Origin of the sequence: Desulfonema magnum (assembly GCF_017377395.1) — a bacterium.
Taxonomy (GTDB): Bacteria; Desulfobacterota; Desulfobacteria; order Desulfobacterales; family 4be13; genus Desulfonema_C; species Desulfonema_C magnum.
Genome location: NZ_CP061800.1, coordinates 1,056,030 through 1,068,361, shown reverse-complemented (window position 1 = coordinate 1,068,361; position 12,332 = coordinate 1,056,030). Strand labels below are relative to the sequence as shown.

At 44.4% G+C, this 12,332-nt stretch carries 15 protein-coding genes; 3 read left to right on the top strand and 12 right to left on the bottom strand.

Going from position 1 to position 12,332, the window contains the following annotated elements:
• Positions 1 to 108: 108 nt before the first annotated feature.
• Entirely contained in the window at positions 109 to 384 is a 276-nt protein-coding gene (locus dnm_RS04360; protein WP_207681487.1) for a DNA methyltransferase, read from the bottom strand.
• Between the two features lie 326 nt (positions 385 to 710).
• Here dnm_RS04360 and dnm_RS04355 point away from each other — a divergent pair, with 326 nt between their 5' ends.
• Both dnm_RS04355 and dnm_RS04350 read left to right on the top strand, forming a co-directional pair.
• Positions 711 to 1,154 carry a HEPN domain-containing protein gene (locus dnm_RS04355; RefSeq protein WP_207681486.1) on the top strand — a complete coding sequence of 148 codons (444 nt, stop codon included), beginning with the start codon at positions 711 to 713 and terminating at the stop codon, positions 1,152 to 1,154.
• A 13-nt stretch (positions 1,155 to 1,167) separates the two neighbouring features.
• Positions 1,168 to 1,431 (top strand): hypothetical protein, encoded by a 264-nt coding sequence (locus dnm_RS04350; protein WP_207681485.1) that lies wholly within the window; start codon positions 1,168 to 1,170, stop codon positions 1,429 to 1,431.
• 40 nt (positions 1,432 to 1,471) lie between these two features.
• On the opposite strand, the gene dnm_RS04345 is transcribed toward dnm_RS04350, so the two are convergent.
• The 3 genes from dnm_RS04345 to dnm_RS04335 form a co-directional block, all read right to left on the bottom strand.
• Complete coding sequence (locus dnm_RS04345) at positions 1,472 to 3,508, bottom strand: TRAP transporter permease (RefSeq protein ID WP_207681484.1); 2,037 nt, start codon at positions 3,506 to 3,508, stop codon at positions 1,472 to 1,474.
• Between the two features lie 361 nt (positions 3,509 to 3,869).
• Complete coding sequence (locus tag dnm_RS04340) at positions 3,870 to 5,345, bottom strand: SLC13 family permease (RefSeq protein WP_207681483.1); 1,476 nt, start codon at positions 5,343 to 5,345, stop codon at positions 3,870 to 3,872.
• Positions 5,346 to 5,792: 447 nt separating this feature from the next.
• Positions 5,793 to 6,356 carry a CBS domain-containing protein gene (locus dnm_RS04335; protein ID WP_207681482.1) on the bottom strand — a complete coding sequence of 188 codons (564 nt, stop codon included), beginning with the start codon at positions 6,354 to 6,356 and terminating at the stop codon, positions 5,793 to 5,795.
• Positions 6,357 to 7,099: 743 nt separating this feature from the next.
• Between dnm_RS04335 and dnm_RS04330 the strand changes: the two genes are divergently transcribed.
• Positions 7,100 to 7,321, top strand: coding sequence for a hypothetical protein (locus dnm_RS04330; RefSeq protein WP_207681481.1), 222 nt, complete (start codon positions 7,100 to 7,102; stop codon positions 7,319 to 7,321).
• A gap of 33 nt (positions 7,322 to 7,354) precedes the next feature.
• Here dnm_RS04330 and rplQ read toward each other — a convergent pair whose 3' ends face one another.
• The 8 genes from rplQ to secY form a co-directional block, all read right to left on the bottom strand.
• Complete coding sequence (gene rplQ / locus dnm_RS04325) at positions 7,355 to 7,870, bottom strand: 50S ribosomal protein L17 (protein WP_207681480.1); 516 nt, start codon at positions 7,868 to 7,870, stop codon at positions 7,355 to 7,357.
• Between the two features lie 6 nt (positions 7,871 to 7,876).
• Positions 7,877 to 8,905, bottom strand: a complete 1,029-nt coding sequence (locus dnm_RS04320; RefSeq protein ID WP_207681479.1) for a DNA-directed RNA polymerase subunit alpha — start codon at positions 8,903 to 8,905, stop codon at positions 7,877 to 7,879.
• 87 nt (positions 8,906 to 8,992) lie between these two features.
• On the bottom strand, positions 8,993 to 9,622 hold the full coding sequence (rpsD, locus tag dnm_RS04315) for a 30S ribosomal protein S4 (RefSeq protein WP_207681478.1): 630 nt from the start codon (positions 9,620 to 9,622) through the stop codon (positions 8,993 to 8,995).
• 62 nt (positions 9,623 to 9,684) lie between these two features.
• Complete coding sequence (gene rpsK / locus dnm_RS04310; protein WP_207681477.1) at positions 9,685 to 10,074, bottom strand: 30S ribosomal protein S11; 390 nt, start codon at positions 10,072 to 10,074, stop codon at positions 9,685 to 9,687.
• A gap of 102 nt (positions 10,075 to 10,176) precedes the next feature.
• Positions 10,177 to 10,560 (bottom strand): 30S ribosomal protein S13, encoded by a 384-nt coding sequence (gene rpsM / locus dnm_RS04305; protein ID WP_207681476.1) that lies wholly within the window; start codon positions 10,558 to 10,560, stop codon positions 10,177 to 10,179.
• Between the two features lie 89 nt (positions 10,561 to 10,649).
• Complete coding sequence (rpmJ, locus tag dnm_RS04300; protein ID WP_207681475.1) at positions 10,650 to 10,763, bottom strand: 50S ribosomal protein L36; 114 nt, start codon at positions 10,761 to 10,763, stop codon at positions 10,650 to 10,652.
• A gap of 10 nt (positions 10,764 to 10,773) precedes the next feature.
• On the bottom strand, positions 10,774 to 10,992 hold the full coding sequence (infA, locus tag dnm_RS04295; RefSeq protein WP_207681474.1) for a translation initiation factor IF-1: 219 nt from the start codon (positions 10,990 to 10,992) through the stop codon (positions 10,774 to 10,776).
• Positions 10,993 to 11,027: 35 nt separating this feature from the next.
• Complete coding sequence (gene secY, locus dnm_RS04290; RefSeq protein ID WP_207681473.1) at positions 11,028 to 12,329, bottom strand: preprotein translocase subunit SecY; 1,302 nt, start codon at positions 12,327 to 12,329, stop codon at positions 11,028 to 11,030.
• Positions 12,330 to 12,332 lie beyond the last annotated feature (3 nt).

Sequence of the window (12,332 nt, the reverse complement as noted above, 5' to 3'; positions counted from 1 at the left end):
CGAACCGAACATGCTGTCCCTGCGGGACTTCTCGGAAGGGGGCTGGGTTATGCTGCAAATATGCTGTCCCTGCGGGACGCTTCAAACACGCTCTGAGACATCTGCTCTTCAGCGTCCTGCTGCCATGGGCAACTCCAATTGCTTCCCAGTATTTTGATTTCTGATAATATTGTTTTGAATCTCATGAATAGCTTCAAGGGACTCTCCCCGGAATTCCGGATAAAGCCTTGCCAGCAAGGGGATAGAAGCGGATGCCATTTTATAATATTCCTCATCCGCCTCAGTTCCCACGGATAAATAACATAAGGCCTCGGCCGCTGCAAGGGTTGATCCTGCCCCCATGAACGTGTCCGCAACAACGCCTTCTCCCAGAGGAAGCAGCACCCGGAATGTATTACTGAGGTTTTAAACAAATCAGCACATACAGCGTAAAAATGCTTTTTGCTGGCTGTTTTTTCAGCCACTCAAAACAGTCTTCGTGGAAAATTTTCGATCTGCTGATTTTACGCTGTTGACAATCTTATATGCGGTGTATTATCATCAGCATAATTCCGACAGAGGATTACGGGGATAAGCAAAACAGCCGAAGCTCATCAGACATGACGCTTTCTGACGGATTAACAGTCCGTAACACTGATATTCACAGCTGCTCTTTTATCAGAAAATTTATTAACACCAGCAGGTTATTCTATGGTCTTTAAGAGCATATAATGTCATATGATCTGTACACAGGCATAAGTGAGCAAGCAAAGGCCAGCAGGCATCGCATGGACGACGCACAGGCATTATTCAATGCCGGCCGGTGGCGCGGTGCTATGTATATGGCGGGATACGCAGTCGAATGCCTTCTCAAGACAAAGCTGATGAGGATATACAATTGTCGAAACCTTCATGAGCTTGAAGATGAGTTGCAACGTCGCGGCGTACTCACGCATAATACGACCGTTTTCACACATCATCTGGAGTTACTGTTCCGACTGACACAGGGTTTTGACCGACTTCGGCAGAACCGGACGCTTTGGCCGGAATTCAACATCATCAACAGCTGGGTGCCTGCCTGGCGATACACAGTAAACTTGTCGAATCGCAAGGATGCGGAAGATTTTCTGGAGGCAGTTGGCAATATCATGCGTTGGATTGAAAATAACGTCTGAGGAGTAAACCGTAATGGCAAGCAAACATATCAAAAAAAAAGTCTATGATGTTCTCAGAAAAGGATATTTCAACGGGCCTGATGACGCTGTTGATGTGTCCGACGGCCCTGAGGACAGTATTCATCTCGTAGTTGTCAGTCGGAAATTCGACGGCAGACGTCTGAAAGACAAAAATGATCTGATCTGGTCTCAACTGATGCGGCATCTGGTCCGGGATGAATGGAGCAAAGTATCCCTGTCAGTCGGGGCAAGTCCGGAAGAAATAAAAGTCTCCTGAAATTTTGCAGATCAGAGGAACAGAACCCGAGTCCGAGAAATCACAAATCTTTTTTCCTCGTTTTCTGAAGCAAAATCACTGCCCCGTAGAAGAGAAATCCAAGAGGAAACAAGTAGTATTTCATGGCAGGGTCAAGATTGAAAAGCGAGGCGATTGCCCCGGGGTGGAAGAGGATAAAGGCTGCTGCGAGAAAAAAAGGAATGTCATACCACTTGTTGCGGGTCATACACCATCCCTGTGCAAAACACTCAAAAGAAGACATCCCCACCAGGGCCATGCCGAATATCAGGAGCGCATGAGGCCAACTGCTAATGTTGTGGAGTATGAGATCAGGATTGAACACAAACAGGAAGGCAATGACAGAAGTCCTTATATCATATAAAAAGCCCTGTATGCCGGTAGGAATCGGCTCGGAATCTGCTATGGCGGACGCTGCATAAGCGGCAAGCCCCACAGGCGGGGTATCATCTGCCAGTATGCCAAAATAAAAGCAGAAAAGGTGAGCAGCCATTATGGGAATGGCAAAACCATAAATCTGTCCCACATTGACGATAATCGGCGCTGTCAGAGATGCCATTACAATATACGTGGCTGTTGTGGGAAGTCCCATGCCAATCAGGAGACTTGCCATGGCGGTTATGAAAAGCAGGAGAAAAATATTTCCCCGGGCAAGGTCTTCAACAATACCCGATATCATTCCGCCGATGCCCATGTTTACGACGCCCACGATTATGCCTGCCGCGGCACATGCAAGAGCCACGGACATCATGTTTTTTGATCCCTGAATCAGACCGCTTGTAATAATCCGAACCCCGCTTATTAGCGCAGATCTGATGGTCTTATTAGCCAGAACTGCTCCTCTGATTTCCTGATAAACAATGATTAAGAACAGAACCATTATTGCTCTGAAAGCTGCGAGTTCCGGCGAGTGTCTGAGAATCACGAGTTCATATAACAGCACGCCCAGCGGAATTAAATAATGCAGTCCGTTTTTCAGCGTGGCAAAAAAATCAGGCGTATCTTCCCGCGGAAGGCCCTTTATGCCCAGTTTCGAGGCTTCAAGATGGGTGATGCAGAACAGGCCGAAATATGAGACAAACGCGGGAATTGCCGCGGCTTTTACCACCTCGAGGTAAGGCACGTTCACATATTCGGCGATGATAAACGCGGCCGCCCCCATGATGGGCGGCATGAGCTGACCATCCGTGCTTGAGGCGACTTCGGTGGCGGCTGCTTTTTTCGGAGGATAACCGATTTTTTTCATGAGAGGAATGGTAAAGGGGCCGGTTGTAACGATATTTGCAATGCTGGAGCCGGAAAAAAGACCGGTGGCTCCGCTTGCCACCACTGCAGCTTTTGCAGCTCCTCCTTTATAACGACCCAGCACTGAGATCGCCAGGCTTGTGAAAAATTTTCCTGCTCCGGCCTTGTCCAACAACGCGCCTAACAGCACAAAGAGATAAACAATGGAGGAAGAAACTCCCAGCGGGATACCGTAAATGCCTTCGGTTGAAAGGGTGATATTGCTCAGGTATTTCCTGAGAGAAACACCTTTGAACGCTAAAATATCGGGCATATACGGGCCTAAAAACGCGTAACAGGTAAACAGAATGGCGATGACAGACAAAGCAGGTCCGATGATTCTTCTTGTAGCTTCGAGCAGGAGAATTACAAGGATGGTTCCCGATACAATATCCCGAGTGATCGGCATACCGGACCGCATTGCCAGTCCTTCATAATCCAAAGCCAGATAAAGTGCTGCTATAGCGCCTGACGCAGCAAAAATGTAATCCATAAGGGGAATACGGTCTGTAACGGAAAGAAAGCCCAGGTATTTCCGAGAGCTTTTAAGACAGGGCATCACAAGAAAGAGAAGTGCTATCGCAAAAGCAAGATGGATCGTCCTTTCTCTTGTGCTGTCAAGTAGCAAAATACTGGCAAGTGACAACTGAAACAATGCCCATGCAATAGCAATCATCGCAACCAGGTAGTTTTCATAAGGTCGTAACCTTCGAATATTGGCAGATTCAGCCTTAAGTATCGCCTCAGCCGATCTTTTCTTTTTATTCACGATCATTTTCCTCACGAGGTTATGAAAGTGAGAGGTGAGAAGTGAGAAATTTTGCTCTCACTTTCATGTTTCGATCCAGAGTGCCAAACTTGCAGTTTGGCAAGTTTGCCAATATTTCTGATGCTGACAAGTCTCGGCACTTCTGCCAAACGGTAAGTTTGGCATTCCGGATAATTTAGCTACAGATCAGAGTGGGACTCGGGAAGTGTCTCAACAGGAGGAGGAATCGGTGGTGGTCCCGACCCTTGAATCGGACAGAAACCGGGTGATTCAGACCCCCCGGTTTCTTAATGAAAGGTTGTGCAGGTTACAAGCCAGATAAAAAGTCCTGACCTGTAACCCGAAATATTAAAGAAAAATTTTCTTATTACGGCAGTGTAACAGGCATTCCCATCAGCGGCCAGAGAACCAGGGTGGCAAAGCCTACCACAACCATCAGCAGAATACTGGCAGGGATACCATACAGAAAAAATTCGCCGGTTGTAAACTGTTTTGAGTCATAAGCAATCGCATTAGGAGCCGCTCCCACCAGTAGCAGAAAGGGCATACCCGCGGTAACCAATGAAGCAAAAAGAATCACTTCAGGAGCCACCCCGAGGTAAGGCGCGATGACCAGTGCCACAGGCAGTGAAATGGCAATGGCTGCCACGTTCATGATAAAGTTTGTCATCATCATGACAAAAAAGGCGATGCTCATAACAAAAACAAACCAGTTGGCTTTTTGGAACATTACAAGCCAGTTCACAGCCATCCATTTGGCAGCCCCGGTTTCCCACAGACAGAAACCAATGCTCATGGCTCCGGCAAAAAGCAGAATAATGTTCCATGGAATCTCTTCAAGGTCTTCAAGCTTCAGAATTCCGACGACAAAAAACAAAATAGTGGAAATCAGAATAATAGCCGTCTTATCAAGAGGTTGCAGAGCAGGAATAAAGGAACGCAGGGACATGACCAGAATACAGGTGAACACGATAAAAGCGGCCAGAACTTCCTGACGGGTGATCCCTCCCATTTGGATGTCAAGCTGTCTTGCTTTTTCTCTCAACCCGGGAATGACCTTTTTTTCAGGTTTAAAAAAAATCATGAAAAATACCCAGAGGAGGAATGTCATAATCCATCCGATGGGAAACATATAGTATGACAGTTCAAAAAAGGAAATGTTTTTTCCTACAATATCAGTATAAAAACCAAGAGCCACAGCACCCCGGGCGGCTCCCAGCAGGGTCACAATACTGCCTGCCCCTGCCACATAAGCCATTCCCATAAAAAGCCCTTTTCCGAATCGGGTCTGCTTATCGCCTTCTCCGTAAAGACTGTAGATCGCCAGTAAAAGGGGGTAAATGGTTGCTGCAACGGCAGTGTGGGCCATAATATGGGTAAGGGCCGCTGTAACCACAAAGCAGCCTAAGTAAATCATGCTGGTTCTCTCCCCCACGACCAGAAGCATTTTGTAGGCCAGCCGCTTTGTCAGCCCCGTTTTGGTGAATACCAGACCGATGACAATGGATGCAAAGATGAACATTACCGAAGGATCCATAAAATCCTTAAAAGCCACTTTTGCCGGGCGAATCAGGAAAAGTGCCTGAAGTACGCCGATAGCCAGACTGGTCACACCGATGGGAACCACCTCAAAAACCCACCATGTTCCTGCCAGGAGGAATACAGCCAAGGCACCTTTTCCCTCTTTGCTCAGAGGAAAATGTTTTCCTCCGGGATCTATGGCATCAGCCCATTGGGGGGAATAATAAACAACAGCGAAAAGGATCACACCTATCGCCATAAACAGGTAACGCTTCCAATTAAAACTAACCTCACCGGGGGCGGATTTGACATCATCCGTCATGTAAAATTCTCCTTTTTTTTAGTATCCTAGTCAGCCAGGTTTATCTCCGCAGCTTCCTTATAAAAAATAAAATTAGCCTTAAAACATTATATAAAAAGATATCTTGCAACAAGAGCTGACGCATTAATATGATTGACAATTATTCATAAAATGAGTCAGATTTTTCAGATGTCGCACTTCTGACTGTTTTCTGCAATTTTACAGAAAAAAGACAAAAGTTAGTAATCTTTTTTTATGCTATAAAATTTATAACTTGCTTTATTTATGATAAAACCGCGGGGATTTTTCTGGTATTAAAATTACGATTATAATAAAATAAAAATTTTCTGATTCATGTAAACAGATTCTATCCTGCGTCGATCTCATACGCAAAAATAGCGCCAGAAAAAACCAACATCTCATTCATACTGTAACAATGATTCATTTGTAAGTACTAACGGGTATGAATTATTTAGATTCGGGGCTTACAATTGCGTCAAAAACTGCCATAAACACATCCGTCAGCCTTAAAATTCCCACAATTTTTTTGTCCTGGGTCACAATCAAAGACTGATGATGGCCCATGACCAACTGGTTTATGGCTTCATCCAGAGATGCCTTAGATTCAACGTATTCCCCTTCTCCGGGTGTGTACATAAAATCCTTAACATGAATTTCAGCCGCTTTTTTGCAGACGTGGTTGAGGGGTTTGTCCCAAAGTTTATATTGCTCGAGCAAGGACTTTTGAAACTGCCGGCCGAAACCAAAACGGGCTAAGGAACTCCCCTTCTCCATCATTTGTTCATACTTGGGTTCCAATGACCTCAATATGTCCAACTGACTGATTTTTCCTACAATATTTTCTGGCATGTCCTCATATACGAGAATAGCTCTGTGCGGATACCGTTTCTGATCAAAGCTTTGTAAGGCTTTTTCAAGCGCCACAACAGCATCATACAATGTAGCATCTTTGGGGACAGTTGCATATTCAGCCAGAGGAACCATCAAAGCCTTTACATTCATTGTTTTCATCGTGAATCTCCTGTATCAGATAAGCAAACGAATCGGTTATAAAATTTAATCAGACGGGGTCAGCGTAAGAAAAAAACTTTCCCCCCGCTTCATTCCATAGTCTCGGCCAGCATAAATTTCACTTTTTCAGGACCCTGCTTTTCCAGATGATTCCATGTCTGAAGCGAAATTTTGGCAAAACCAAAAAGCTCAGTTTATGACGGTGGTATTAGGTATATTCAGTAAAAATGATAATATACTTTATTTATTAAATCAAGGGTTATATAATATTAAAAGAAAAAAATACCTCGTCAATATTTAACATTTTGTTTTATCTGATATTTTTTAAGCTTTCAAATGTGCGGAGATCAATGATGACAGGAAGGACGAACCATATGACCGAGAACAGATAATTGTTCTCCTGTGAAGTGTGAACCGACAAATGAAGGATACCCAAAAACAACAGGGAAGTCGGATAAGAAGGAAATTTTCCTTTTTCTTATCTGACTTCCCTGTAGTGGTTGCAAATTTTTATAATTTTCTATATAAGAACAAAAATAAAAGCATTTGTGGCAGGGGATTTTTATCGCGATTGGTATAATATGAAACACCCAATAAATAAGTTACGGTCAGGGTGTGTGATATCTGCGAGGTTTCGGAAACCTCGCAGGTTTTCAGATTACCCGTCAGAACGAATTGGGCGGATATTTTATAACAGCGGAAATTTGATCATATAACTTGAAAAAAACAGGAGGCAACTAAGAATGGCAACATCAAAAGAACCCCTTACCGTTAACGTCAATGTGGATATAACGGCCGCGTCTCTCCAGGCAATTGTTGAAAATGCAAAAAAAATCGCACGCCCTGATGAAAAAGGCTTTTATCACATTGACACCGCTGATAAGGTGAGTGAAATGATTTCTCGCTTTCTTCTGGAAAATGATTTTGAAGGGTATGCGAAAAATATTGAAAACTATACACGCTGAGATGTATAGCTAAAAGCTGAAAGCCTTTGGCTTTCAGCTCTGCTGATCTTCGGCAGATGACGGTGTTTCTGTCTCTGTGTCCGTCTGATCTTCCACAGCCTCTTTTTTTTCTGCTTTTTCTTCTGTCTCTTCCGCAGCCTGTTTCTTATCTGTCTTGTTTTCTTTTTTTTTCTCTTTTTTCTTCCTGATCTTTTCGCTTGCAGTGAGTTCAATCAGAGAAACAGGAGCCGCGTCTCCCTGTCGCCTTCCCAGTTTGATAATCCGCGTATATCCTCCGGATACAGAACCAAAACGCTCGGGAGCCTCTTCAAACAGTTTATGGACAACATCCTTTTCTCTTATGATTGAAAGCGCCTGGCGCCTGGCGTGAAGATCGCCCCGTTTTGCCAGCGTAATCATATGATCCGCCCAGATTCTCAGTTCCTTTGCTTTCGCATCCGTGGTTTGGATACGCTCATGCTTAAACAGCGATGTGACCATATTTCGGAACATGGCTTTGGCATGGCTGCTTGTTCTGTTTAATTTTACACCGGCTTTTCGATGTCTCATAAATAATTACTCTCCTTCATCTTCCTCAGGCGGCACAAACCCCTCAAGTTTCATTCCGAGAGAAAGACCCATTTCAGCTAAAACTTCCTTAATCTCGTTCAGAGACTTCCTTCCGAAGTTTTTGGTTTTTAACATTTCCGCTTCGGTTTTACTCACCAGTTGATAAATTTTCATTATATCAGCGTTTTTAAGACAATTGGCACTGCGTACGGAAAGTTCAAGCTCCTCAACACTTCTGTAAAGGTTTTCATTAAACTGAGGCTTCTGTTGTTCCTCTGATTTTTTATCAGGTTCCGGTTCCAGTTGCTCATCAAAATTGATGAAAATCGTCATCTGCTCCTTAAATATCTTGGCAGCGAAAGCAACTGCGTCTTCCGGAAAAACACTCCCGTCAGTCCATATTTCCATGGTAAGTTTGTCATAATCTGTTCTCTGGCCCACACGTGCATTCCCCACGACATAGCTTACGCGTTTAATGGGAGAAAATACTGCATCTATGGGTATGGTGCCTATGGGTGCGTCTTCATCTTTGTTTGCTTCAGCCAGAGAATATCCCTTCCCAACTTTGATGACCATTTCCATTTTCAAACGCGCTCCGTTGGAAAGCGTTACAATGTGCAAGTCCGGGTTGAGAACTTCAACCTTTCCGTCATCGCTGATGATATCCCCGGCAATGACATCTCCCTCCCTTTCCACATCAATGTGCGCCCTCATTATTTTCTTAGGATCAGCCTCGGGAGAAAGCTTGAAGCGCACCTCCTTCAAGTTAAGGATAATCTCCGAAACATCTTCAAGGGCACCCGGGATAACGCTGAATTCATGCATCACATTGTCAAATTTTACTGAGGTGATGGCCGCGCCGTAAAGAGAAGAAAGGATTATCCGTCTTAAAGAGTTTCCGATTGTTATACCAAATCCTCTTTCCAGAGGTTCACAAACAAACTTACCATAGGTGGGCTTCCGGGTTACCTGAACCTTTTCTGGCTTAATCATCTCTTGCCAGTTCATGTACATGAGTTGTTCATTTGATGACATTTTTTATTATAACTCCGGATTTGGAAGCTTGAAATTTGAAATTTGAAATCTGAAACTTGAATCCGGTTTTCAGTTTCCGGTTTCAAATTATTTGGAATAAAGCTCCACGATCAGTTGTTCCTGAATAGGCATGGTAATATCCTCACGAACAGGCATCGCTTTTATGGAACCTTTCAGATTTTCCTTTTCCAAATCAAGCCACTGGGGAATTCCCCTTCGCACCATCGCATCCACCGCATCGCCGATGGCCTGAATATTACGGCTTTTTTCCCGGACACTGATAACATCACCTACTTTGACCAAGTAAGACGGAATGTTCACTTTCTTCCCATTTACGAGGAAGTGATTGTGTCTCACAAAATGACGCCCCTGGGTACGTGAATTTACAAAACCTAAACGATACACAACATTATCCAGCCGACGTTCAAGCAAAATAAGAAGATTAATACCGGTAATACCTTTCTGGCGATCTGCTCTTTCAAAAAACATATGGAACTGCTTTTCGCAAAGACCGTACATCCGTTTTGCTTTTTGTTTTTCACGGAGCTGGATACCATAATCCGAAATTTTTCCCCGGCGACGCTGACCATGCTGTCCCGGTGGATAACCGCGCCGGTCAAAAGCGCATTTATCAGAATAACATCGGTCCCCCTTCAGGAACAATTTCACGTTTTCACGCCGGCATAGCCTGCAAACAGAACCTCTATATCGTGCCAAATTTCCTCCTTAATCTGAGCGAGAAGAGAGAAATCATTTCTCACTTCTCACTTCTCACTAAATTAAACTCTGCGTCTCTTAGGTGGCCTGCAGCCATTATGCGGAATTGGTGTCACATCTTTGATCATCATAACATTAAATCCGGCAGCCTGTAACGAACGCAGGGCGGATTCCCGGCCAGCTCCGGGTCCTTTGACATAAACTTCCACATTTCTCATACCATGTTCCATTGCCTTCTTCGCGGCATCTTCGGCCGCGAGCTGCGCGGCAAACGGCGTGCTTTTCCGTGATCCCTTAAAGCCCTGTACGCCCGCGCTTGACCATGAAACAATATTACCAGACGGGTCAGTTATCGTAACAATCGTATTATTAAATGTAGATTGAATATGCACGACACCATTTGATATATTTTTTTTCTCTCTCTTTTTTGTACGGGTTTTTCTTTTTGCCATAATGTAAATGTCCCTATGTCTTTTATATCCGTCGCAGTTGCCAGTTGTCAACTGAGCAGACAACTGACCACGGACTACGAACGAACCACTGACCCCCTTCCCTTACTTCTTTTTGGCCGCGCCTTTTTTCTTTACAGCCGCTCGTCTGGGTCCCTTTCGTGTCCGGGCATTTGTGCTTGTCCGCTGCCCCCGCACAGGAAGGGATTTCCGATGACGAAGTCCGCGATAACATCCGAGATCCATCAGGCGTTTGATATTCATGGAAATTTCAGTGCGGAGTTCCCCCTCAACCTTGTATTCGCTGTCAATCAGCTTACGGATATTGTTGACTGCTTCTGCCGACAACTCATCTGTCTTAATATCCGGACTGATATCCAGTTCTGAGAGAATCCGTTTTGATGTAGTACGCCCAATGCCGTAAATATATGTCAGCCCTATCTCAATCCGCTTGCCCTTTGGTAAATCTACGCCCGCAATTCTTGCCAACCTTTAATCCCCCCTTTTTGGTGATTGGTGATTGCTGATTAGTGATGGGTCATTTGCCAAATCCCAAATCCCAAATCCCAAATCCCAAATTATCCTTGCCTCTGTTTATGCCTTTTATTTTCACAAATTACTCTCACAACCCTTTTTCTACGGATTATTTTACACTTATTGCACATCTTCTTTACAGAAGCCCTGACTTTCATCTGAAACTCCTTATTTTGCTCTGTATGTTATTCTGCCGCGAGTCAGATCATATGGCGAAAGCTCAACCGTAACAGTATCGCCAGGCAGGATTTTAATAAAATGCATGCGCATCTTGCCTGAAATATGCGCAAGTATCTGATGCTTGTTTTCCAGCTCCACTTTAAACATTGCATTGGGTAAAGTTTCAATCACCGTACCCTGTACTTTTATTGGTTCTTCCTTTGCCATATTTTAATCCCCTGATAATTATCAATTATCAATTCCTAAAACCTGCCTTTTATTCTGGCTCCGCCGCCTTTTTTTAAGAAACCTTCATAATGTCTGGTGAGCATATGGGACTCAATCTGAGCAACTGTGTCAATGGCCACACCGACGACGATAAGAAGGGCAGTGCCTCCGAAATAAAAAGGAACATGAAACTTTGCTATTAAAATTGACGGCAACACACATATTGCAGAAACATATATGGCTCCGCCCAATGTAATACGGGTTAAAACTCTGTCAATATAATCGGCTGTGTTCTTGCCCGGACGTATTCCCGGAATATATCCGCCGTGTTTTTTCATATTGTCCGCGACATCAACCGGATTGAACGTAACCGCTGTATAAAAATAACAGAAAAAGAATATAAAAGCGACAAACAACAATTCATACCCAATATTTCCCGGCATCATGGCGGCAGCAACATTTTTCATCCACTCCACTTCGATAAAGCTCGCCAGTGTTGCCGGAAACATGATGATTGATGACGCAAAAATAGGCGGTATGACACCGGACGTATTAATCTTCAGGGGGAGATGGGTACTTTGGCCCCCATACATCCTTCGCCCGACAACCCGCTTGGCATATTGGACAGGAATACGACGCTGCCCTTGTTCTGCAAATACGATAATCGCAATAACCCCTATCATCAGGGCCAAAAGAAGCAGGACAAGAAAAATTCCGATCTCTCCGGTCGAAAGAAGACGAATCGTATTGACTATGGCCTCCGGAAGCCGGGCAACAATACCAGCAAAAATAATCAGAGAAATCCCGTTACCAATACCGCGCTCTGTGATCTGTTCCCCCAGCCACATAATAAAGGCTGTCCCTGCCGTCAGAGTAATCACCGTCATCAGTCTGAAACTCCATCCCGGATACAAAACTGTGCCCATCTGCTCAAGGCCGACGCTGATACCGAATCCTTGGATGATACTTAGCAGAACCGTACCGTAACGAGTATATTGGGTAATCTTTTTCCGCCCCTGCTGCCCTTCTTTTGACAGCCTTTCCAAATGCGGTATGACAACCGTCAGAAGTTGGAGTATGATTGATGCGCTGATATAGGGCATGATTCCCAGCGCAAAAACAGACAGCCGCTCCAGTGCGCCACCTGAAAACATATTAAAAATACCGAGAATTCCCCCTTTATGCGCCTCAAATATCTTGGCAAGCGCAAGACTGTCTATTCCCGGAGTCGGCACATGAACACCAATGCGATATACAGCCAAAAGTGCAAATGTATAAAAAATCCTTTTTTTGAGCTCAGGAATCTTGAATATATTCTGAAACCCGCCACCAACCATATC